This is a genomic window from Mycobacterium sp. IDUB_5 (genome assembly GCF_055419565.1).
Window position 1 is genome coordinate 439,986 of sequence record NZ_JBVAXX010000005.1, and the last position, 21,970, is coordinate 461,955.

Sequence of the window (21,970 nt, forward strand, 5' to 3'; positions counted from 1 at the left end):
TTACAGAACGATGGGTTGCGATGGATAAGGACGTGTCGAGGGCGGTGCCGGTGGGCGCCGGTGTGGTGTGCGCGCTCGTGGGGTTCTCCTCGTCGTTCGCGGTGGTGCTCGCGGGTTTGCGTGCGGTAGGGGCGGACCAGTATCAGGCGTCGTCGGGCCTGATGGCGGTGAGCGTGGCGATGGGCCTGGCGTCAGTTCTGCTGTCGTGGCGGTTCCGGATGCCGATCACCAGTGCGTGGTCGACGCCGGGAGCGGCGCTGCTGATCAGCAGCGGCTCGGTGGCCGGCGGGTGGCCTGCGGCCGTCGGCGCTTTCGCTCTGACGGCGGTGCTGCTGCTCGCCACCGGACTGTGGCCGACGCTGGCTCGCGCTGTGGCCCGTATTCCCAACCCCGTTGCCCAGGGGATGCTGGCCGGAGTGCTGCTGCCGCTGTGCATCACTCCGGTCACTGCACTGGCCAGCGATCCGTCGGTGATCGCTCCCGTGCTGGTGGTGTGGCTGATCGTGTCGATAACCCGGCCCCGCTGGGCGGTACCGGCAGCGTTCGGCGTCGCCGTGCTCGTGTTGGCAGTGACGTTGATGCGCGACGACACGGTGCCCGCGGCCTCAGCGTGGATCCCGCATCTCGAGGTGACTGCGCCGAGCCTCACGGTGGCGGCTGTCACCGGCATCGCCCTGCCGCTCTACATCGTCACCATGGCCGCGCAGAACATCCCCGGCGTCGCCGTCATGGCCGGGTTCGGCTACCGCGTTCCGTGGCGCCCGGCGCTGACGGTCACAGCAGTCGCCTCCCTCGTGGCGACCCCGTTCGGCGGTCACGCCGTCAACCTCGCTGCCATCAGCGCCGCGTTGGCCGCAGGACCGGATGCCGATCCCAACCCCCGGCGTCGCTGGATCGCCGGAATCACCACCGGAATCGTCTATTGCGCGCTCGGTTTGACCTCGGCGGGAATGGCTGCCGTGATGATCGCCGCCCCAGCCGGCCTCGTGCAGGCGGTCGCCGGGGTCGCGCTGCTCGGTGCGTTCGCCAGCGCATGCGCCGACGCCCTCGCCGACACGTCGGCGCGCCTTCCTGCCGCGGTGACCCTGGTGGTCGCGGCCTCCGGCGCGACCGTCGCCGGGGTCGGCGCAGCGTTCTGGGCACTACTGATCGGCATGATCGTTTACCGGTTGGTCGCGCGAAAACGACGGCACCCGAACTCGATCGATGACGTCGACGACGATTGAGGGGCTCCATCTGTCATCGATCGAGATCAACGAGCCTGCGAGGTCGTCAGCCGCCGAAGACGAGGGACCAGGGCTCGCGAAAATCACTTGTTCGCAGCTTGTCTGCGTTGAGATGCCAGGGCAGTTTCAGAACGTCGATCGGTACATCGACGTGTGGGCCCGTGCCGGGACGATAACGAATGGTGACCGCCGCCGTCCGGTTGCCCGCGTCGATCGCATCAACGGCTGCCTCCAGCCACGGCAGTTGTGTGTCGAATTTGCTTCCCCACCACCAGTTTTCACGGACACCGAGGCCATTTTGGCCAATGGTCCCGCGATGCAGGTACGAGACTCCGTCAGAGAGGTAATGCACCACCACAACCGGTTTCGACAAGCCGGCGTCGAAAGCCTGCGAATCGCGCAATGAGATGATGGTGTCGTCGATCGACACTGCGAGGAAACCGGGCAATTCTCGGGCATGGAGAGGCCTCAACTCTACGGAGACCGGAAACGGGTCCGTCGCTTTGTTCAGCTTGAGGACTCGTGACTCGTCTAGCCACCCCATCGCGCGCATGTTGGCTGAACTGAGCCCGGGTCCGGTCAGCCCGTAGAGTCCGAAGAAGCCCTGACATTGCGGACCACTCATGACGTCATAGGGATCGCCGTACTCGCCGGATTCAAACGGCCCTTGCGCCGAACGGGAGTGTTCGAGTCCGTAGTTGTGGCCCATTTCCTGCGATACGAGTTGCGGCGTGGTGGCGATGGAGGCGACTGCGCCAACGGGCGTGACATTTCCGAACAGGTCGACACCGGGGTTGGTCAGTACCAAGACACTGAAGAAGGGGGACACGTCGATGCCGTCATCTGACGCAACAGCTTTGGCGTGGGCGATGAGTCCGTTGCGGTTCAATTTGCCTGGCGGCGTCTGGGCGGGCGGCACGTTGCCGATGTAGTCGGTCCTCGGTACGCCCAGGTCGAGCCAGCCGAAGACGCGCGATCCGCGAAGGTCGACGGCGCCGTGCGAGATCGAGTCGAAGAAATCGATGACGTTCCCGGAGCCTGCACCGGCCTCGGTGTAGAGATCACGCAAGTGGTCCAGTGAGTCTGTCTCTTGGCTCGGAGAATCGCTGAACCTGCATGCCAGAATTGCCCACGGCGTCGAACGAACCACATCGAACCCCTCATGCGATCTTGTCAGGCCATGTGAGATTAGCTCCCTACACCAGATACACGCGCCCATTCAGCGCCAGCGGTTACGCCGGACCGTACGCATGCTCGTTCCGACTTGATCGGCAGCGGTATTGACCTTGCCCTTGGGGGAGACCGCACGGTGACTCCACACCGAGATCATCACGGCCCACCAGTGCGGGCTTTCAACGAAGGGGACAACTGACGTGTACGAACAGTTCGGCAAGTACGGCGCCTGGCTCAATCCCGCACTGGGGGATGCCCCACGTATCGACTACGCGGCTCAGCTCGAAGATCTGGGTTATCACACGATCTGGGTGGGAATCGGTGCAGACCCCGTAGGTGACATGGCGCTGCTCGAGCAGATGATTGCGGCGACAAGAACTGCGATCATCGCGACGGCGATCATCAACATGTGGAACGACGATCCCCGCAACATCGCCCATCACTACCACCGGATCGTCGACCTCCACGGACCCCGGTTCCTGCTGGGCATCGGTCTCGGCCACCCCGAGAGCCGCAACGCTTACGAGCGACCGTTCACACGGATGACGGAATACGTCGATGCGCTCCTCGAGGGCGGCGTGCCGGCCGAGGCGATCGTCATCGCCGCCCTGGGCAAGAAAACACTTAAACTTGCCGGCGAGAAGACGTTGGGGGCACACCCCTATCTGACCACGCCCGAACACACCCGCTACGCGCGAGAAGTACTGGGCATCAATGCCTTTCTGGCGCCCGAGCACAAGGTGGTCCTGTGTCAGGACCCCGACCGGGCGCGGAGGATCGGCCGGTCTCTGGTCAACGACCCCTACCTCGGCCTGCGCAATTACACCAACAACCTGCTGCGGCACGGGTTCACCGAGGCCGATATCGACCGACCCGGCAGCGACGCGCTCATAGATGCCCTGATTGCGCACGGTTCCCCGGAGGCCGTCCACGCAGAGGTCGACAAACACTTCTCGGCGGGCGCTGACCATGTCGGAATCCAGGTGCTCGCCGAGGATCTCACCGCCTCGCCGGTAGAGGCCTTCCGGACCCTCGCCGAGCACCGAACCGCTCTCTGACACTCCGGGATACTGGCCGTCGGAGGCGCTGTTCAGAAGCCGGTAGTGATCGACGGCGAGCTGGCCGTCGGAACTGTCGTGACGGTCACGCTGTCGGCTGATCACCGAGCGGTCGACGGCGCCGTAGCCGCGCGCTGGATGGCGGCGTTCGTACGTCGGATCGAGAATCCGCTGACGATCCTCATCTGACGCTGAGGACCCGTATTCCACGATGGTCTTCCTCGGAAGCCACACTAACCAGCGCCTGATTGGGAGCGACCGCCTGCAGCATCGACAGATGTCAGCAAATCTGTTTGGACCATGCGTGCCCGGATCCAGCGCCGGCGCGGCCGAATTCATTCGCCGCCGCAAGAACCTTCCGCAGGTGAACCCAGATGCGGTCCGGCGCGACATCGACAACCTGATCGACCCGTCGCTGCGACGGAAGCTTTGAGCCAGGGGATGCTGGACACCTCCACGGCCGTTGCTCTTTTCAGGTGATGTGGTTCAGGATTCATACATGACGACGGAACGCCGGGCGAGCCTACGATTGCCCGGCTCCGTGCGCTCTCTCGCTGCCTGGGACGCGGGCAGCCCGATCTTGGCCGCTGGGTTCGAGGGCAGCGATTTCGCCGACACCATGGTGTGCGCTGTCGATGTCAACGCCAAGGTGTTGTGGCACAGGCGATTCGAAGGAAGATCGTCCGCCCTGCGGTTGACCGGAGATCGAACAGCGTGGATAGCGCACGGCGGTGACCAACGCGCGGAACTGAGTCAACTGGATGCCACCGGGGACGTCGTCGGCAGGTGCACACCTGAGTACGACCCGTCGGAGAAGCTCGGCGCGTTCCTAATGCTGCCCGACGGTTTCATAGCGTTGTGGTTGCCGGCCCGGCGCGGCGCTTTCGTGTCGCCGCTGGCGCCGTCCAGATGGGGCCAGCTGAGGAGGTGGTTCCCGAGCAGAAGTGCCCGTGACGCGCCTCCGTATCGGCATGCACGACTGGCTCGCCACGACTTCGATGGGCGGACGATGTGGTCGACGCGTTTGCCATTGCGCAACATCGCATTCCGAGGTTGTGTGTACCTGAGCCGTTCCGCGGGCGGAGAAGTTCGGCAGAGCCCACCGTGGACGCCTCGATCCATCGAAGCCGGCCGGCCGACGGCGTTGCTGGTGTCGGGATCGCGCACCGCGGCCACCGTCATGTGCGGTGACAGCGGCATTGCGGTGACCTTTTTCGTCGACACCGATTCCGGACAGATGATCGGGACAACTGCGCCCGGGCCGACGGGTCTGCAGGCGATCGCCGGTACAGGCGAATTCCTCATCGGCTCGCAAGGATACGGCGATTTTCGGACCCGCAGATACGATGCCGCCGGTGTCGTTGCCGACGAGTGGCCCACGCACGCACACATGCTTGTCGATCACCGGGGCTTGATATCGGGTCCGGAGTCGCAGAACAGCTCGCAACCACAGGGTTACGTCCGCTTCGGCACGAACGGCAAAGTGCACCGCGGCCCCGTACTGAGCGGATACCACACCGCTTATCCCGCCCTCGACGACCACGGCGCCGCCGTGTTCTGGCGTGACGGCTGGCTACAGGCTGTCACCGCAGACCAGCGCATGCGCAGACTCCTCGAGCTCAACGCTGAATGGGGTGGCAAGGTTTTGCTGCTCGACGACGGCCACCTCGTTGTCGACCTGGCCGGCGAGTTGGCCATCGTGCACGATCGGCGCCTGGGGGCGCTGAGCGAAGGCATGTGGCCTTGCTCCGACGGCGGTCTGACCGGCAACCCAGTCATCTTGTGAGACCTAGGCATACCGGGGGGCCGGGCGACTGATTCATCCGATGCAGTAGGAGTGGTTTACTGGTAGCCCGCCATATTCGATCCCGCCGTATTCCTCCGGCTATGCGACAGCGAATCGCCCGAACACGACGGGGAGGGGCGCTGACTTGTGGGACAGATCGCCAGAGGCGACCAAGCCGGGACCCGCTACCGCGGTCTGTAGCACGTGTGTTTGCTACACGGCGGTCGTCGCATCGCTTTCGGTGGTCATTTCGACCGCGCTCTTGTGAACGTTGCTGTCGTCGAGCACGTGCCGTGATGCGGCGCGAGGGGGACGGGCGACCGGGTCAGCGGCCGGGTGTCGGGTCCGACAGCACGGCGCTGATGTAGGTCAGGTCGGCGAGTTCGGTCATCATCTCGTGGTCGGGCAGGGCGAAACCGTTGGCGGCGTACAGGTCTACGGTGCCTCGGGCGGTGACCTGCCAGCCGGCGCCGCTCAGGTAAGCGGGCACCTGGGCGCGCTCACCTTGGTAGACGAGGTCGGTCCATTGGTCTGCCATGCCGTAGCGCTGCCAGCGCTGGGCGAATTCGGCCATGCGGTCGTCGTCGGCGAGAATGCTGAGATCGGGAACGTGTTCGGTGGCCAGCGCGCTGCCGGGGGCACTGAGCGCGGTGATGTCGTCGAAGAGGCGGTCCTGAGCCTCCGGCGGCAGATAGATCAGCAGCCCCTCGGCGCTCCACGCCGTCGGTTGGTCGGGGTTGAAGCCCCGCTCGCGCAGGGCGGTCGACCAGTCCGCGCGCAGGTCGATGCCGACGGTGCGAAGCTCGGCGGTCGGGGTGGCACCCAACTCGGCCAGCGTGCGGGTCTTGAATTCGATGACCTTAGGCTGGTCGATTTCGTAGACCACCGTGCCGGCCGGCCAGGGCAGCCGGTAGGCGCGGGTGTCCAGGCCGCTGGCCAGGATCACGGCCTGCCGGATGCCTGCGGCTCCGGCCCGAAGGAAGAAGTCGTCGAAGAACCGGGTGCGCACGGTGACCTGTTCGGCCATCTGCTGACGGTTGAAGACCGGGTCGTCGGCGACCTCGTCGGCGTCCTCGCTGATCATGCGGGTGAACGCGTCCAGACCAACGGCGCGAACCAGTGGTTCGGCGTAGGGGTCATCGAGTAGGGGCTCCGGTCCGCGGGCTGCCAGCGCGCGGCCGGCGGCGACTCCGGTGGCGGTGGCTCCCACGCTGGAGGCCAGGTCCCAACTGTCGTGATCGATGCGTGCCATGGTTGCGTCCTGTTTCTGGTCGTCTCGGATCGGTCAGGGAAAGCTGTGAGTGGTGGGTGGCCTACGGCGCGGGGGTCGACGGCTGGACGAGCTCGGTAGCGATTTTCAGAGCGGCGGCGCGGCGGTCGGTCTCGTCGCCGGCGGGTTCGAGGTCGGGATCGGACAGGGTGGCCAGTTGCAGTGCAGCCAGGGCGACCTGTGCACGTAGCCGGTTTTCAGTGGACTCGCCGGGCCCGGCCAGCACATCGATCAGCGCGGCGAAGTGAGCACGAATCTTCAGGCCCAGTGCCAACTCTGGGATCTTCGCCATGCCCTCGCGCATGAAGCGGGCCAGCTGCGCGGTGCGCCCGGTCAGCAGTGCGCTGTAGCGACGCAGTACCTCCTCGCGGACGTCGACGTCGGAGGGCTGTCCATGGGCCCACTCCACCAGCGTATCCAGCTGAAGGAGGAAGTCCTCGATCACGCTGGCGAGGATGTCTTCCTTGGTGCGGAAGTGGTAGTACAGCGCGGCCTTGGTGACGTGCAGCCGCTCGGCGATCCCCCGCAGCGAAGCGCGGTCGTATCCCCTCTCGGCGAACAGCTCCAGAGCCACGGACTGGATCTGCTCGCGGGTATCGGTTCGTCGCTGATCCATCCGCTCACCTGCCTGCCTCGACGGTTGATCTGGCTCCACCATAGCGCACTAACTTGCCGACCGGCTAGTGACTACTGCGACGATCGTTGTGCTCGCGTGCCGGGTGCGGTTTCTCCAGTGGTTCAGGGTTCAGTCGACCGTGTTCCCGCAGAGGATTTCGAGGCTCTCCAACAGTATTCGGGTCCGGTCGGGGGTCAGGAGGCGAAGTCGCTGGGCCAAGCTGGGTCGAAGCCGGGCCCCGATATCGTCAGTGGTCTGCACACCGTTGTGCGTCAAACGAATCCGCGATCGTCGCGAGTCCGCGAGATCAATTTCGCGGGTCACCAATCCCGCGTCGGCGAGCTTGGACAACGCCCTACTGAGAACCGACGGATTGAGTCCGAGATCGCTGACGAGATCGCTGGGAGTGTCGACGCCCAGTTTGACCGTGCGCAGGACCAGGAAGTCCACGAGGTCCAGATCTGCGGTAGCGGCGACGTGCACGCGGGCGTCGGCCACGACCAATTTGTTGAGTCGGTAGAGCGCGTCGAGGAGCTGCAGCTCCGGAGCTTCGGTGTCAACCATGGGAGAAACCTAACATCTGATCATTATTGACAAACGTCAACTGTTGCGGTTTGAGTATGGGTATGACTGATGACAGCACCACCACACCCGGCCGCATCGACTTTCACCATCACTTCATGCCGACCAGCATGCTCACCTCGGGCCTCTTTGGCGATACGTCCGGCTGGAAGTTCCAAAAGGACGAGGCGGGTTGGTCACCGCAGGTCAGTGTGGACTTCATGGATCAGCTACAGATCGATACTGCGATCCTGTCCATACCCAACGACATCGAATCGCGGCTCCCCGAGGACAAGCGTCGTCACGTCGCCCGCGAGTTGAACACGTTGACCCGTCAGGCAATGGAAGACCACCCCGGACGGTTCGGTCTGTTTGCGCATCTTCCCACCCCGACGGACGTCGACGCCGCGCTGGAAGAGCTGACCTACGCCTTCGACGTGTTGGGGGCTGACGGGATCACCCTCACCAACGTCTACGGCGTCGGCGATGAGGCCCGATCCCTGGGCGACCCGATCTTCGAACCACTGTGGGCCGAACTCGACCGTCGCCGCGCGCTGGTGTTCTTACACGGTGAGCAGACACCCGGTAGCAACCGGGCGCCGAGCGAGTTCTTGCCCACCCCGGTCAGTGAAACTCCGAACGAAACCTACAAGGGCGCAGCAGATCTCGTGACCAGCGGACGCAAACGGCAGTTCCCGAACGTGAGGATCATCCTCTCCCATTCTGGTGGTAGCACACCAGTTCTCGCCGCTCGCGTCGCCGCATTGGGCGCGTTCCATCTCGGCTGCGAACTGAGTCCAGAAGAAATCCTCGCCGACTTCCGGACGTTCTACTACGAGACCGCCCTATCAGGTTTCGAGACCAACCTGGTGGCTCTCGAGAGCTTCGTCGAGCCGGACCACATTCTCTTCGGCACCGACTTCCCTGCCGCCAACCCGAAAACCGTGAATTGGTTTACGAACAACGTCGACGCGTACTTCGAAGCTCGGCCCGACATGCTCGCGCGGGTCATGCACGACAACGCATACGACCTCTTGCCCCGGCTGACCAACGGAGCCCCGGCGGAACAGTAGATCCGTGGCAGTCGAGTACGGGGTACGACTATTGCCGCCGTGGGCAGACGTTCATGCCACGTCGCAAGTGGTCTACGCCGTGCGCAGCAACCCGACGGCGAATGACGTTGCAGCCAAATGGGAACGAAGGTTCCAGTCGGCCGACTGCTCAACGGATTGACCAGTAGCGTAATTCACCCGCGGTGCGAGATATGACGCACCGACGAGCGCAGTACGTCGTATTCGTGCTGCAAACATTCAGGTTGCGGCGGCCGACTTCCTCATCGCGTTACGTATCTCGCCCAGGTCCTGCCGGCTTCCGCGGCGTGCTTCTGGGCGACTTGGTCGCTATAGCCGAGCATTTCGGCGACCAGGGAAGCGGGGATCTCGGAGGCGAGTGTTGGTAGGGCAGTGTTGCGTGCGCCTTGCAGGTTGATGCCGAGCGCCTTCAATCGCATCATGATGGTCGGCGAGTCAATGTGCCGGCCGGGTCGGTTGCTGGTGAAACGTCCGGATAAGATGGCGCGTGGTGGGCCGGAGGCGAGGTACTCGTCGATGTCTTGTGGTGTGCAACCCGCTAAACGTTTGGCGTCGAGGCGCTTTGACCCAATTGACTTGGCGTGTCGGATGAGGGTTACTACTCGGAACGTCGGTGATTTAGCTGTCGAACACGGCGTCTTTTAGTGGTAACCCGCCATATTCGATCCGGTCGTATCCGTCCCGATATGTGGCAGCGAATCTGACTGAACGCGACGGGGGAGAGGTGTTGCCTGCTGGCCATATCGCCACATGCGGCCGGCTCGGCTCTGGTGCCTTGGCAACGGTCTTTCTTTCAGCGTCTTGGTTCTGAATGCAGCGCGCCCAGCGGTAAGCGCGTCGTTGGTGGGAAGTTCGGCCGCGGTGTGCGACCTGTGAATGCAACGAGTCGGTCAAGTGCCGCAGCGGCATCCGCAATCGGTACGGGGTCATCAAAGCCGGCGCTGAGACGGCTTTGGGGCGTGATGATCTGGCGCGCTAAACCCAGAACGTAGTCGCAGTGGACGGCGCCCACCGATAGTGGCTGCCCGACCGCTTGCGCGAAATCCCATCCGTGCACTACGAGTTCCACCGACAGCACGCCCAGAGCAAGGTGAGCCGGCATCTCCCGACCGCTGAAGATGACAGTGCCCTCGGTGCCGCGTCGCCGCCACGCGTCCACGACGTTGCGGGTTACGTTAGCTACCCGCGCCTCCACGGTGGACGCGGGCGGCGGAGCCATCACGAGTCCGATGGACGAACCGACCAGAGAAACTGTCCCCACGAGATGTTCTCCCAAAGTAGCGACGTCGAATCCCGGGCAGGGCGTCGCTTTGTGTAGATCGTCTTCGCTGATAGCCGTCAATACGGGAATTATTGCCGCCAAAGCGGTTTCGGCGCTGCCGATTTCATTCATGGCTGGAGTCCGATCGACGCGGGTAGCACTTCAGGTGGATCTCGTATGACTGATACTGCTGCGTTGACCACTGCTGCGTTATAGGTCGAATGACTACATCTTGGCGGGAAAGGAAAGATCGGCCCGTGGTCCCACGACCATCCGATCCACCGGATAATCAGCTCTCATCAGGGGTCATTCTGCGGATACCGGCAGCGCGCTGGGCGTGTTCTAGTGAATGTTGTTACGCCTTTTCGCCGACGGTCCTCGCCGATCGGCAGTCAAATCTGCACGTCGATATTCCGAAAGGCAGCCCTGCCATGTCCATGACATACCGAGCGGTGGAAGTCACCGAGCCAAGCGGCGCGCTACAACTCACCAATCATCCGTTGCGCGAACCAGGGCCTGCCCAGGTCCGTGTACGAGTCGAGGCATGCGGGGTGTGTCACTCGGATTCGCAGATCGCCGCGGGTGCGCTGCCAGGAACGACGTTCCCGGTCACCCCCGGCCACGAGATCGCCGGGCGAATCGACGCCATCGGGGCCGGCATTGAGGACTGGGAGGTCGGCGACCGTGTCGCCGTCGGATGGGCGGGGTTCTACTGTGGGCGCTGCTACCGCTGCAGGCGAGGCGATTTCGTCCACTGCGAGCATGCGCTGATCACCGGTGCGAACTTTCCCGGCGGGTACGCCGAAGTGGTGGTGGTGCCGGAGTCGGCGCTGGCGCGCATCCCGGAGGGTCTCGACTCCGTCGATGCAGCTCCGTTGGCGTGTGCCGGAGTGACGATGTTCAATTCCCTGCGCCATACCGGAGCTGGCCCGGGCGATGTGGTGGCCATTCTGGGCATCGGTGGCCTCGGTCATCTCGGAGTGCAGTTCGCCGCGAAGATGGGTTTCCGAACGGTCGCGATCGCACGCGGAAGCGAGAAGGCCGAACTCGCACACCAACTAGGTGCCCACCATTACATCGACGCGACAACCGAAGATGTCGCCGCAGCACTTCGCCGCCTCGGTGGTGCCCGAGTCGTGGCCGCGACGGCGACCAACCGGGACGCAATGAGCGCCACAATCGACGGACTGGCCCCGCACGGCGAGCTTCTTACCTTAGCGGTCCTCGATGAATCGTTGCATGTCACGCCGCTGCAGTTGATCAACAGCTCCGGTACGGTGCACGGCCACCCCGCAGGGGTGGCGTCAGACACCGAAGATACGTTGAACTTCGCCGCGCTACACGGCATTCGCCCGTGGACCGAACCAATTCCGCTGGAGGATGCGGCAGCCGGATATGACCGGATGATGCGCAATCAAGCCCGTTTCCGCGTAGTGCTGAGGATGTGAGCCACGATCGATCGGTTGTTGAACAACAGCACAGCGGAGGAACCGTGCCGTCTTGCCTGTCGTTCGAAGCCCGTCCCGATGTCCTCCAGGTGAGTTAGCGGCAGCAACGCCCGACGTCGTATCACCGGTGATACACTTGCTCGCATGGACAAGGTGACGGTGCGCGATCTTCGGAACAATGGGGGAGAAGTTCTACGCCGCGTCGAGCACGGCGAACGCATCGTCGTTACTCGCGACGGCGCGCCGGTGGCGGAGTTGCGCCCCCTGCGCCGATCCAGCGCCGGCCCAGCTGAACTCATTCGTCGCCGCAAGAACCTTCCGCGTGTAAGTCCAGATACGCTCCGGCGCGATATCGACGACCTGATCGACCCGTCGCTGTGACTGGATCATCGAGCCAGGGGATGCTGGACACCTCCACGGTGATCCTCCTCGGCCAAATATCCGACCCAACCGAGCTTCCGGACGAATCGGTGATTAGCGCGATAACTCTGGCCGAACTTTCGGTGGGTCCGCATGTGGCGCACGACGACACCGAGCGCAGTGCCCGTCAGCAGCACCTGCAGCAGGCCGAGGCGGACTTCGATGTTCTTCCGTTCGATGGCGACTGCGCGCGGGCATTTGGCGCCGTCGCCGCGGCACTGCGCGCATCAGGCCGTAAGCCTGCGGCACGAGCGTATGACGCGCTCATCGCGGCTAGCGCGATCGCGCACGCGTTGCCGCTCTACACATGCAATGCAGCCGACTTCGCAGGAATCCCTCGGCTCGAGCTCCGGACCGTCACGCATCCTGATCACTTGTAGGAAAGTTGCTACTTCGTTGCTCAGCTCGGTATTGAAAAACGTTGGTCAGCAACACAATACGAAGTGGCTTAGTGGTAGCCCGCCATATTCGATCTGGTCGTATTCCTCGCGGGGACGAGATCTCGGACGTGGTGTAGTTGCGAGCAGATCAGCACTATCCAAGGGCCGCTGTCCGCACGCACCATCTGATGAAAACGGCGTACTTTACTGGTAATCCTTCCTATTCGATTGCTGCATATTCTCCGTTCGCGGCTGATGTAGCCGGCTGACGACGCGTGCGTATATACTTAATCAAGAATTCGTATATACGTGAGGGTGGCGAGATGACCAAGCGTTTGATTGACCTCGATGACGACCTGTTGGCTGCCGCGCAAAAGGAACTTCAGACTTCCGGCGTATCAGATACCGTCCGCATAGCGTTGCAGCAGGCTGCAGCGGCGTCTGCACGCGCTCGCCAGATCGCATGGCTGAAGTCTGGCGGTATGGGGGAGATGACTGACCCCGGTAAACGAGGTGATGTGTGGCGGTAGTAGCGCGGTATCTCATCGACACCAGTGCCGCGGCACGGATGACAAACCCCGAGGTCGCCGACCGACTTGCTCCGCTTATCGAGGCCGGATTGGTCGCAACGACCGCTCAGCTTGATGCCGAGGCGCTCTACAGCGCCCGGACCGCCGCGGACTACGCGCAGATATGGTCAGATCGCCGCCTCGCATACGAATACCTGCCGACCAACGATGAACACTGGCAGGCGGCGTTGGGTGCGCAGCGATCGCTGGCCGGCACTGGTCGTCATCGTGCCGTCGGCATGGCCGACCTACTGATCGCCACCCTTGCCAAAGCCCATGATGTGACACTGCTGCACTACGACGCTGATTTCGAGATCGCTGCCGAGGTATTGCCCTTCCAGCATCGGTGGGCGTTGGAACGGGGCGCTATCAATTAGGTCTGGGCAGGGCGTGGTCGAGTTGAAACCCGTTGCCGTGCAGTGCAATATGCAGTGGTTAACTTGACATAATGTGGCTTATCGGTAGATCACCGTTGCAGCTTTAACGCTGATGATCTGAGCCCAATCCGGAACTAGTTGGGAGCAATCCGGGAATACCTGACAGCTGTCCGACTTATCGCCCTTGCGTTCCAGAACTATCCGACCGACAGTGCCACCCGCCCAGCCCATGCTCACGGTTATTGGCCCAGAACGACCCGACAGCGCCGACACCCCGCGGCATCGAAACTCTGCGCCCCATGCCTAATTCGTCACTGTGACGTTATCGCCATGGTCGGCGGCCTCCCGCCTGCCCAGCCCACAGCCGTGCAGATAGCGATAGTGTGAAAAAGGTTGAGGCTGCCTCCGTGATGGCGCTGGGCCTCGAGCTCCGACCAGCTGAATGCGCGGACCGGGACGTTTGACGATCCATAAATGCTGGCACCGGCGAACACTGCGCGCCTTGAAACACTTTGAAGCACTGCTGAATTCGTCACTGTGACGTTAACCTCATTGTGGAGATGATAGGCCCGTAATGAATTCAGCTGCTGTAAAGGTGAATTGGCAGACGCGACCGGTACGCGTAACCAGTAATGCGCTCACCATTCAACTGCGACGCACCGCTGCGTCTATCCCGAGACGACGAGAACTCCGGGCCAGCAGCGCAGGTCGTCCTTTCACCGTTCTACTTCGCTCGCAGGCCGTCGAGGGCAGCCTGTGCGATGGGCTTAACATGGTGGGCATCACCGTGAATGCGGGCGACAGCGACCATCAAGTCGAGCATCTGGCCGATGTCGAGGTCGCTGCGAAACTCACTAGACCGTTGCGCCTCAGCGAGCAGGGGCTGTGCCGCGGTACAGAATTTTCGGCGGTCGGTGGTGAACAGCGGATTGTCCACGCCCCCGGACTGGATAATCAGCTCAGTTGCAATGGCGTTGCGGGCGAAGGCGAAGTCGAAGAAGCGGGTGAGCCAGATCTCCAAGGATTCGCCAGGGGTGCATCCGCGGGCTGGTCTGGCGGCTGCGCAGAGTGCGTCGACCTCGTCGGTGAATATGGCCTCCATCAGCTGTCGTTTTCCGGGAAAGTTGCGGTACAGCGTGGCCATGCCCACGTCGGCACGTCGGGCGATCTCCGCCATCGACACGTCGGCGGCGTTCGTACCATCGAAGGCGGCACGGGCTACTGCGACAATCCTTTCGCGGTTGCGGCTGGCATCCGCCCGACGCTTGACGAGCGGCTTCGGATCTACGGCCACGTCAGCCCGCCTTTGCCATCCTCGGAAGGTCGCGCCGTCTGCTCACCGATGCACGCCCAGTGCCGCGCTGCCGCGAGTTCCTCGGCGCTCGACGTCGTCAGCTTATCGGTAGATCACCGTTGCAGCTTTAACGCTGATGATCTGAGCCCAATCCGGAACTAGTTGGGAGCAATCCGGGAATACCTGACAGCTGTCCGACTTATCGCCCTTGCGTTCCAGAACTATCCGACCGACAGTGCCACCCGCCCAGCCCATGCTCACGGTTATTGGCCCAGAACGACCCGACAGCGCCGACACCCCGCGGCATCGAAACTCTGCGCCCCATGCCTAATTCGTCACTGTGACGTTATCGCCATGGTCGGCGGCCTCCCGCCTGCCCAGCCCACAGCCGTGCAGATAGCGATAGTGTGAAAAAGGTTGAGGCTGCCTCCGTGATGGCGCTGGGCCTCGAGCTCCGACCAGCTGAATGCGCGGACCGGGACGTTTGACGATCCATAAATGCTGGCACCGGCGAACACTGCGCGCCTTGAAACACTTTGAAGCACTGCTGAATTCGTCACTGTGACGTTAACCTCATTGTGGAGATGATAGGCCCGTAATGAATTCAGCTGCTGTAAAGGTGAATTGGCAGACGCGACCGGTACGCGTAACCAGTAATGCGCTCACCATTCAACTGCGACGCACCGCTGCGTCTATCCCGAGACGACGAGAACTCCGGGCCAGCAGCGCAGGTCGTCCTTTCACCGTTCTACTTCGCTCGCAGGCCGTCGAGGGCAGCCTGTGCGATGGGCTTAACATGGTGGGCATCACCGTGAATGCGGGCGACAGCGACCATCAAGTCGAGCATCTGGCCGATGTCGAGGTCGCTGCGAAACTCACTAGACCGTTGCGCCTCAGCGAGCAGGGGCTGTGCCGCGGTACAGAATTTTCGGCGGTCGGTGGTGAACAGCGGATTGTCCACGCCCCCGGACTGGATAATCAGCTCAGTTGCAATGGCGTTGCGGGCGAAGGCGAAGTCGAAGAAGCGGGTGAGCCAGATCTCCAAGGATTCGCCAGGGGTGCATCCGCGGGCTGGTCTGGCGGCTGCGCAGAGTGCGTCGACCTCGTCGGTGAATATGGCCTCCATCAGCTGTCGTTTTCCGGGAAAGTTGCGGTACAGCGTGGCCATGCCCACGTCGGCACGTCGGGCGATCTCCGCCATCGACACGTCGGCGGCGTTCGTACCATCGAAGGCGGCACGGGCTACTGCGACAATCCTTTCGCGGTTGCGGCTGGCATCCGCCCGACGCTTGACGAGCGGCTTCGGATCTACGGCCACGTCAGCCCGCCTTTGCCATCCTCGGAAGGTCGCGCCGTCTGCTCACCGATGCACGCCCAGTGCCGCGCTGCCGCGAGTTCCTCGGCGCTCGACGTCGTCAGCAGCCAAGCCACTGATGCTCACGCTCCCCCACCGAATACTTCGGCATCGCAACCCGATTCAGCTTGGCAGTCACTCGTCGTTCTCAATTCGAGGGGTCGAGGGTCGAGGCAGCCCGCTCGCCCATGGGTCGGCGGCGAAGAACGGCGTGCTGCATCGCCGGGGGCTGATATGCCATGTCCAGTGCGCCGATGTCGGTGCCGGGGGCGACGATCTCGTCGATCCGGTCCAGAATGTCGTCGCCCAGGGTGGTTTCGAGGCCCGTCAAAGTATCCTCGAGATGCTGCATGGTGCGCGGTCCGATCAGCGCGGACGTGACCGCGGGATGGGCGATTGCGAAGCCCATCGCCATCTGCGTCATTGACATGCCCGCCTCCTTGGCGAGCGGGATGAGCTGCTCGACGACGTCGAGCCGACGTTCGTCGTGAAGGTGCTGGAAGCCGGCGCTGGCTCGCTTGCTATCGGTGTCGCGGCCCTTGCGGTAGCGGCCGGTCAGCATGCCCTGGGCCAACGGGCTCCACACCAGTACACCCATTCCGTAGCGCTGACAGACCGGCAGCACCTCGCGTTCAATGCCACGATTGAGGATCGAGTATGGCGGTTGTTCGGTCTGAAATCGCACCAGACCGCGGCGCTCGGCCGTCCACTGCGCCTCGACGATGTCCGAGGCCGGAAACGACGACGCGCCCACCACCCGGACCTTGCCGCTGTGCACGAGATCTGACATTGCCGAAAGCGTCTCTTCTACATCGGTCGATGGGTCCGGACGATGAAGTTGAAACAGGTCGAGGTGGTCGGTTTGTAGCCGGCGCAGCGAATTCTCGACTTCGGTGACAAGCCAACGGCGCGAACCTCCCTGCTGATTCGGATCATCACCCATCGAGCCGGACACCTTCGACGCCAAGACGACCTCGTCGCGGTGACCCTTCAACGCCTTGCCCACGATCTCCTCGGATTCACCGTGGGAGTACACGTCGGCACTGTCGACGAAATTGATTCCCGCGTCCAATGCGCGATGGATGATGGCGATGGATTCATCGTGATTGGGGTTGCCCTGGGCGCCGAACATCATTGCCCCCAGACAGTAGGGGCTGACCTTCATCCCGGTCCGACCCAACGTGCGGTAGTCCATCATCACTCCTCTATCGATGCACCCGTTCGACGCTGTGGCGTCTGCAGCCGACCTTAGTGGATAGCCTGTCCACTTGTGCTTCATGGCCACCCTGTTCATCACCGAGGGTCGGTATCGCCGCCTTTCGGGGCACTCCCATATGCGCCCGATGGTCGCGAGGTTCGCCGTCCGTAGGCCGAGTGGTGACCGTGTCCACCAGCTCGCTGATGGTGTCGTCGACGCGTTCTACCCGCATGTCCCACGTGGCTTGCACCTTGGCCCAACCGCCGAGTGTCAGCGCTTCCGATAGCGATACGAACGTGACGTGTTGCGGTTCGCGGACTTCGGCGACGTAGTGCTGGATGACGAGCGTGCCGCCGATGTTCTCGACGCTGCAAGCTGTCGCACACCGATTGCTCCCCGCGCTCATCGACAGACTGCACCGCGTCGAGCTCGCCGGAGCGCCGACGTGGGCGATCAACAACATCATTCGACGCCATGAGCGGCTATCGATCAAACTCGTTGACGTCTAGACGATCTCGCCGCTCCAGCGCGCGTGAGGAACTCGACATCATCAGCGGCGTTGGCAGAGGAACGGAATGCGCGATGATTGCGCGGCGCGGACGCGGGCCGTCGGTCCACCGCGTTGGGCCAGTTACCGGGCGAGGAGACGGTGGGCGTTCGCGGTGGTCAACGACCGCCAGTCCGCCTTCTGCTGCTCCATCACCTGCACCTGATAGGCGGCGCCCATCGCGGGCGTCCAGCAATAGTCGCTGCCAAACAGAATCCGATCGGAACCGACTGCATCGGCGAGGGCAGCCGCCGACGCGGGGAATGGCGTGCCCGCCAAGTCGAACCAAAACCGTTGCAGCTGTTCCCGAGTCGTCAGCGTCGATGACGGGCGCCCGTGCGAACCGGGAAGGATGCTACGGAAGAGCTCGACCCGATCGAGCACGACGCTCAACGTCGCGCCGCAGTGCGGGATCACGAAGCGGATGTCCGGGTAGCGTTCCTGAACCCCCGCGAAGATCAGATCGGTCACCGTCCTGGTGGTCTCGAACAGGAATTCCAGCATCGGCCGCGGCCTACCCAACGCCACCGCGTCGACATCGGGAGGCGAGGTGGGATGCTCGAACACGATGCCACGCCGACGATTCAGCACCTCCCACAATGGATCCAGCACAGGATCCCCAAGATAGAGTCCGGCGCTGTTGCTCATGACTATCAGCCCCAACGCGCCAAGCGTGTCCATCGCGTAGACCGCCTCGTCGACTGCGGCCTCGACACACGGCAAGGGCAGTGACGCGAAGAAACTGAACCGGTCCCGGCGTTCGGCGACCACGTCAGAGGCGAACTGGTTGACGTGGCGTGCCAGCTCGACGGCGGCACCATCCTCACCGAAGTGCACCCCCGGGGAGGAGATCGAGAGCACTGCATGGCCGATGCGGTTCTCGTCCATCAATCCCAGGTGGTCTTCGACCGTCCAGCTGGGCCAGCTCGGCATCCCATCCGGCTGCGTGACACCCGCCGCCTTGGCCGATTCGACGTAGCGGTCGGTGAGGAAGTGCGCGTGAACGTCGATCAGCGCGTCGGGGCTGCCCTGTGCCATGCCTCATGCTAGACGATTGCCTCATCGGTGAGGAATCCGTCAGAGCAGCCGGCGACGGCCGAGAGCTGTCAAGCCGGCGAGGGGTGATTTCTGCCCCAGAATCGTCCCGGCAGGCCGCGGATGCGTCGCATCGTGCGTTCGACCAGGGGCCGCACCCGCCGCCACCACCCCATGGTTCCGGCGCGAATGACGCGCACCCGCGGCTGCGGCCCGTCAGGTCAGCGGCGCGTCGACGATCGCGTCGAACACGGCCTCCAGCAGTTGCACAAGCTGATCGGGACGGCGGCCGTTGAGCGCCGCGGTGCCCATCACTCTCCGCATCAGCAGGACCCCGCTAATCACCGACAGCAGCACGTCGCTGCGCAACTGGCGCCCCGGTGCAGATAGTTGCCGGGCCAAGCGCCTCCCCACATTCCGCTCTATCGCGTCGCGGACGATTTCCGCAGCACGCGGATTCGACGCCGACCTCAGCATGATCAGGAACGGTTCGAGGTGGTCGGCATCCGGACCGGAGCGCGCGACCAGCGCCGCCGCGGCGTCGCGCGATACATCGCCGGATCTCTCGGCGATGAAAACCGGGGACGAGAACGAGGTCTCGACAGCTTCGGCGAACAGTCGCTCTTTCGACCCGAAGTACCTATTCACCAGCATGGCGGTCACCCCGGCGTCGCCGGCGATGTCACGCACGCCGACACCGTCGTACCCGGCACTCGCAAAATTGCGGATGGCGGAGGCCAATATCGCTTCACGGGTGGCGGCGGCGTTGCGCGGGCGCACACGGTCGGTAGGCATGCCCAGACCGTAGGGAATACCGCGGGCAATGTCTACGTCTGTATATTTCATTCATGTCTACAGTCGTATACCGATGGAACTCGATGGGAGAACCGGTGAGCACAGAATCGCACGTCATCCTCGTCTCCGGCGCCGCGCGCGGGCTCGGACGCCACATCACCGAAGCTGCCCTCAACGCAGGGCATCGCGTCGTCGCCGGCGTCCGTACCCTCTCTGCGCTCGATGACATCGCTCTTGCGCACCCCGACCGCCTCGCCATCGTCGAGCTCGACGTAGCCAACGACGACCACGTTCGCGCCGCCATCGCCACCGCCCTTGACCGTTTCGGCCGGCTCGACGTTGTGGTCAACAATGCCGGCTACGCGAACATGGGCGCCATCGAGGACGTCGACTTCGAAGACTTCCGCGCCCAAGTCGACACGAATTTCTTCGGCGTGGTGCGGTTGACTCGAGCGGCGTTGCCGGTCATGCGGACACAACGCAGCGGGCACATCGTCCAGGTGTCGTCGGTGGGTGGCCGGATGGCGCGACCCGGCCTCGCGGCGTATCAATCGTCGAAGTGGGCCGTCACCGGTTTTTCGGGGGTACTCGCTCAAGAGGTCGCCCCGTTGGGCATCAAGGTCACCGTCTTGGAACCAGGCGGCATGCGGACCGATTGGGCCGGTTCCTCGATGCGCATCGACCCGGTGCGCGAAGACTATGAGTCCACTGTCGGCGCCGCTGCGGCGCTGAGTAATTCGATGTCCATCGGCGCCAGCGACCCCGCGAAGGTCGCCGCGCTGCTCCTCGAGATCATCGACATGGCCGAGCCGCCCCACAGACTCCTCGTCGGCCCCGACGCCTTCCGCTACGGTACCGCGGCGGGGCGCGACCTGTTGGCCGCCGACGAGCAACACGAACAACTCAGCGTGTCGACCGCCGCCGACGACGCCACCGCCGATCAGCTCGACCCGCTGGCCTCCCGAGGTCGCTAGACGACCATGGAGCTACACATCTACACGCTGAGAGACTCCGAGGCTCTGCGCCGCTACGCCGAGGACTTCTGGCCCCGGCACGTCCTGGGTCTCTGCACGACGGCACCCATGGATTTCGCCGACGACGTACCGGTCGGTGGCGCTTTGGCCTGATTCCACGACCACCCGACAGCGCTGGAACAGACGACCGGCAGTCCGCAATTACTTGAACGCGCCGCACACCCCGTACCCTCCAAGTCCAGCGGCACACAACTCAATTCGTCACTGTGACGTTTTGGCGGAGATGTTGGGGCCCGTCACGTCTCCGCCAACAGCCTTGATGCGATCGTCGACAACGCCCTCACTGCCGGTGTGACGTCACGCTGGAACTGCGCTTGCACGACAGCACCATCAATGGCCACGCCGAGCGCCTGTGCCGCCCGGGCGCGGTTCGGGCCCGGCGGAATCGTCGCCTTGATCGCCGCGACCATATCCGCTTTGTGACGAGTAGCGATGGCACAGACCTCGGGCAGGTCGGTGCCGATCTCATTGACGCTGTTGATGAAGGCGCACCCGCGGAAGGATTCCGCCGTCAGCCATTCCTCCACCGCGGCGACCACTGCAATCCGGCGCCTACTGTTAGCAGCGTGGCGGGCAAGCGCATCGACAAACCAGTCCATCCAACGGCGATGCCGTAGATCCAAGAACGCCAAAATCAGTGCGTCTTTGCTCGGGAAGTGTCGATAGAACGTCACCTTGGTGACGCCAGCTTCGGCTATCACCTTGTCGATGCCGGTAGCTCGGATTCCCTGGGCATAGAACAGTCGATACGCGGTAGCCAGTATCCGGTCCCGAGCCGGCAAAGTCGACACATCAACCTGCGGATCGAGAGTCTCAGAGATGCTCACACTGTCATAGTAGACAGTTCTGTCCACATAGTCACCACGCCCAGTAGACAGACTTGTCTACATACCGTACGGTACTGGCTATGTAGACAGGTTCGTCTACATGGAAGAAGCCACTCGACCCAACCTCCGAGAAAGAAGACGACTATGACCACGGCTACCCCCGTCACCGCGAAGCCACCTGTCCCACCGTTCACCGAAGCAACGGCCATCAGGAAAGTCCGGCTCGCTGAAAACGCCTGGAACAGCTGTGACCCGGAGGTCGTCGCACAGGGCTACTCGATCGATAGCGTCTGGCGTAATCGCTCTGTGTTCGTCACAGGCCGAGCCCAGATCATCGACTTTCTCAGCGGCAAATGGGATCGCGAACACGAGTACCGCCTCATCAAAGAGTTGTGGGCGCACGGCGAGGACCGCATCGCGGTCCGATTTGCCTACGAGTATCACGACGATTCGGGCCAATGGTTCCGCGCCTACGGCAACGAGAACTGGCTGTACAACAAACACGGCCTCATGACGCACCGCCACGCCAGCATCAACGACATACAGATCGACGAAGGTGAACGCAAATTTTTCTGGGGCCGAGGCGCATCTCGACCGGACGATCACCCAAGCTTGTCCGACCTCGGTTTGTGAGCACACTTCGACGTCCC

Annotated in this window: 27 protein-coding genes; 14 read left to right on the top strand and 13 right to left on the bottom strand. The window is 63.2% G+C overall.

The window, feature by feature from the left end; genetic code table 11:
- The first annotated feature begins 20 nt into the window (after positions 1-20).
- A complete protein-coding gene (locus ACZY1G_RS18885) occupies positions 21-1,226 on the top strand; it encodes a benzoate/H(+) symporter BenE family transporter (protein ID WP_463823286.1) in 1,206 nt (401 codons plus the stop codon).
- A gap of 46 nt (positions 1,227-1,272) precedes the next feature.
- On the opposite strand, the gene ACZY1G_RS18890 is transcribed toward ACZY1G_RS18885, so the two are convergent.
- Complete coding sequence (locus ACZY1G_RS18890; RefSeq protein ID WP_463823287.1) at positions 1,273-2,295, bottom strand: metallopeptidase domain-containing protein; 1,023 nt, start codon at positions 2,293-2,295, stop codon at positions 1,273-1,275.
- Positions 2,296-2,599: 304 nt separating this feature from the next.
- Between ACZY1G_RS18890 and ACZY1G_RS18895 the strand changes: the two genes are divergently transcribed.
- The 4 genes from ACZY1G_RS18895 to ACZY1G_RS18910 all read left to right on the top strand — a co-directional run bounded on the left by ACZY1G_RS18895 (position 2,600) and on the right by ACZY1G_RS18910 (position 5,243).
- On the top strand, positions 2,600-3,457 hold the full coding sequence (locus tag ACZY1G_RS18895) for a TIGR03620 family F420-dependent LLM class oxidoreductase (protein WP_463823288.1): 858 nt from the start codon (positions 2,600-2,602) through the stop codon (positions 3,455-3,457).
- A 12-nt stretch (positions 3,458-3,469) separates the two neighbouring features.
- Positions 3,470-3,646, top strand: a complete 177-nt coding sequence (locus ACZY1G_RS18900) for a 2-oxo acid dehydrogenase subunit E2 (RefSeq protein ID WP_463823415.1) — start codon at positions 3,470-3,472, stop codon at positions 3,644-3,646.
- Positions 3,647-3,761: 115 nt separating this feature from the next.
- The gene (locus ACZY1G_RS18905) at positions 3,762-3,890 is read left to right on the top strand and encodes a hypothetical protein (protein WP_463823289.1); all 129 of its coding nucleotides are present in this window, start codon (positions 3,762-3,764) and stop codon (positions 3,888-3,890) included.
- A 108-nt stretch (positions 3,891-3,998) separates the two neighbouring features.
- Positions 3,999-5,243, top strand: coding sequence for a hypothetical protein (locus tag ACZY1G_RS18910; RefSeq protein ID WP_463823290.1), 1,245 nt, complete (start codon positions 3,999-4,001; stop codon positions 5,241-5,243).
- Positions 5,244-5,568: 325 nt separating this feature from the next.
- On the opposite strand, the gene ACZY1G_RS18915 is transcribed toward ACZY1G_RS18910, so the two are convergent.
- The 3 genes from ACZY1G_RS18915 to ACZY1G_RS18925 all read right to left on the bottom strand — a co-directional run bounded on the left by ACZY1G_RS18915 (position 5,569) and on the right by ACZY1G_RS18925 (position 7,693).
- Entirely contained in the window at positions 5,569-6,495 is a 927-nt protein-coding gene (locus tag ACZY1G_RS18915) for a class I SAM-dependent methyltransferase (RefSeq protein ID WP_463823291.1), read from the bottom strand.
- A 61-nt stretch (positions 6,496-6,556) separates the two neighbouring features.
- Positions 6,557-7,129 (bottom strand): TetR/AcrR family transcriptional regulator, encoded by a 573-nt coding sequence (locus ACZY1G_RS18920; protein ID WP_463823292.1) that lies wholly within the window; start codon positions 7,127-7,129, stop codon positions 6,557-6,559.
- Positions 7,130-7,258: 129 nt separating this feature from the next.
- The gene (locus ACZY1G_RS18925) at positions 7,259-7,693 is read right to left on the bottom strand and encodes a MarR family winged helix-turn-helix transcriptional regulator (RefSeq protein WP_463823293.1); all 435 of its coding nucleotides are present in this window, start codon (positions 7,691-7,693) and stop codon (positions 7,259-7,261) included.
- 26 nt (positions 7,694-7,719) lie between these two features.
- On the opposite strand from ACZY1G_RS18925, the gene ACZY1G_RS18930 reads away from it, so the two are divergent.
- Entirely contained in the window at positions 7,720-8,763 is a 1,044-nt protein-coding gene (locus ACZY1G_RS18930; RefSeq protein ID WP_463823294.1) for an amidohydrolase family protein, read from the top strand.
- 811 nt (positions 8,764-9,574) lie between these two features.
- On the opposite strand, the gene ACZY1G_RS18935 is transcribed toward ACZY1G_RS18930, so the two are convergent.
- The gene (locus tag ACZY1G_RS18935; RefSeq protein ID WP_463823295.1) at positions 9,575-10,174 is read right to left on the bottom strand and encodes a TIGR03086 family metal-binding protein; all 600 of its coding nucleotides are present in this window, start codon (positions 10,172-10,174) and stop codon (positions 9,575-9,577) included.
- Positions 10,175-10,473: 299 nt separating this feature from the next.
- On the opposite strand from ACZY1G_RS18935, the gene ACZY1G_RS18940 reads away from it, so the two are divergent.
- From ACZY1G_RS18940 to ACZY1G_RS18960, 5 genes are all read left to right on the top strand, one after another.
- Positions 10,474-11,490, top strand: coding sequence for an alcohol dehydrogenase (locus tag ACZY1G_RS18940; RefSeq protein WP_463823296.1), 1,017 nt, complete (start codon positions 10,474-10,476; stop codon positions 11,488-11,490).
- A gap of 144 nt (positions 11,491-11,634) precedes the next feature.
- A complete protein-coding gene (locus ACZY1G_RS18945; RefSeq protein WP_463823297.1) occupies positions 11,635-11,871 on the top strand; it encodes a type II toxin-antitoxin system Phd/YefM family antitoxin in 237 nt (78 codons plus the stop codon).
- Between the two features lie 20 nt (positions 11,872-11,891).
- Positions 11,892-12,290, top strand: a complete 399-nt coding sequence (locus tag ACZY1G_RS18950) for a PIN domain-containing protein (protein ID WP_463816257.1) — start codon at positions 11,892-11,894, stop codon at positions 12,288-12,290.
- Positions 12,291-12,613: 323 nt separating this feature from the next.
- Entirely contained in the window at positions 12,614-12,820 is a 207-nt protein-coding gene (locus ACZY1G_RS18955; protein WP_463816258.1) for a DUF2191 domain-containing protein, read from the top strand.
- Positions 12,811-13,236, top strand: a complete 426-nt coding sequence (locus ACZY1G_RS18960) for a PIN domain-containing protein (protein WP_463816259.1) — start codon at positions 12,811-12,813, stop codon at positions 13,234-13,236. The genes ACZY1G_RS18955 and ACZY1G_RS18960 overlap by 10 nt, the downstream gene beginning before the upstream one ends.
- Positions 13,237-13,960: 724 nt before the next feature.
- Here the strand turns inward: ACZY1G_RS18960 and ACZY1G_RS18965 are convergent.
- The 7 genes from ACZY1G_RS18965 to ACZY1G_RS18995 form a co-directional block, all read right to left on the bottom strand.
- Positions 13,961-14,530: a TetR/AcrR family transcriptional regulator gene (locus ACZY1G_RS18965; protein ID WP_463823298.1), complete on the bottom strand. Its 570-nt coding sequence runs from the start codon at positions 14,528-14,530 to the stop codon at positions 13,961-13,963.
- 748 nt (positions 14,531-15,278) lie between these two features.
- Positions 15,279-15,848 carry a TetR/AcrR family transcriptional regulator gene (locus tag ACZY1G_RS18970; RefSeq protein WP_463823298.1) on the bottom strand — a complete coding sequence of 190 codons (570 nt, stop codon included), beginning with the start codon at positions 15,846-15,848 and terminating at the stop codon, positions 15,279-15,281.
- A complete protein-coding gene (locus ACZY1G_RS18975) occupies positions 15,839-15,961 on the bottom strand; it encodes a hypothetical protein (RefSeq protein ID WP_463823299.1) in 123 nt (40 codons plus the stop codon). Before ACZY1G_RS18975 ends, ACZY1G_RS18970 begins: the two co-directional genes overlap by 10 nt.
- Positions 15,962-16,032: 71 nt before the next feature.
- Positions 16,033-17,079 (bottom strand): aldo/keto reductase, encoded by a 1,047-nt coding sequence (locus ACZY1G_RS18980; protein WP_463823416.1) that lies wholly within the window; start codon positions 17,077-17,079, stop codon positions 16,033-16,035.
- Between the two features lie 10 nt (positions 17,080-17,089).
- Complete coding sequence (locus tag ACZY1G_RS18985; RefSeq protein ID WP_463823300.1) at positions 17,090-17,488, bottom strand: hypothetical protein; 399 nt, start codon at positions 17,486-17,488, stop codon at positions 17,090-17,092.
- A 225-nt stretch (positions 17,489-17,713) separates the two neighbouring features.
- A complete protein-coding gene (locus ACZY1G_RS18990) occupies positions 17,714-18,667 on the bottom strand; it encodes an amidohydrolase family protein (RefSeq protein ID WP_463823301.1) in 954 nt (317 codons plus the stop codon).
- A 213-nt stretch (positions 18,668-18,880) separates the two neighbouring features.
- Positions 18,881-19,459, bottom strand: coding sequence for a TetR/AcrR family transcriptional regulator (locus tag ACZY1G_RS18995; protein ID WP_463823302.1), 579 nt, complete (start codon positions 19,457-19,459; stop codon positions 18,881-18,883).
- A gap of 95 nt (positions 19,460-19,554) precedes the next feature.
- On the opposite strand from ACZY1G_RS18995, the gene ACZY1G_RS19000 reads away from it, so the two are divergent.
- Together ACZY1G_RS19000 and ACZY1G_RS19005 are read left to right on the top strand one after the other, a co-directional pair.
- Positions 19,555-20,433 carry an SDR family NAD(P)-dependent oxidoreductase gene (locus ACZY1G_RS19000; protein WP_463823303.1) on the top strand — a complete coding sequence of 293 codons (879 nt, stop codon included), beginning with the start codon at positions 19,555-19,557 and terminating at the stop codon, positions 20,431-20,433.
- A 6-nt stretch (positions 20,434-20,439) separates the two neighbouring features.
- Positions 20,440-20,586 carry a hypothetical protein gene (locus tag ACZY1G_RS19005; RefSeq protein WP_463823304.1) on the top strand — a complete coding sequence of 49 codons (147 nt, stop codon included), beginning with the start codon at positions 20,440-20,442 and terminating at the stop codon, positions 20,584-20,586.
- Between the two features lie 143 nt (positions 20,587-20,729).
- On the opposite strand, the gene ACZY1G_RS19010 is transcribed toward ACZY1G_RS19005, so the two are convergent.
- Positions 20,730-21,320 carry a TetR/AcrR family transcriptional regulator gene (locus ACZY1G_RS19010; protein ID WP_463823305.1) on the bottom strand — a complete coding sequence of 197 codons (591 nt, stop codon included), beginning with the start codon at positions 21,318-21,320 and terminating at the stop codon, positions 20,730-20,732.
- A 144-nt stretch (positions 21,321-21,464) separates the two neighbouring features.
- On the opposite strand from ACZY1G_RS19010, the gene ACZY1G_RS19015 reads away from it, so the two are divergent.
- Positions 21,465-21,953: a nuclear transport factor 2 family protein gene (locus ACZY1G_RS19015; RefSeq protein WP_463823306.1), complete on the top strand. Its 489-nt coding sequence runs from the start codon at positions 21,465-21,467 to the stop codon at positions 21,951-21,953.
- Positions 21,954-21,970: the final 17 nt, after the last annotated feature.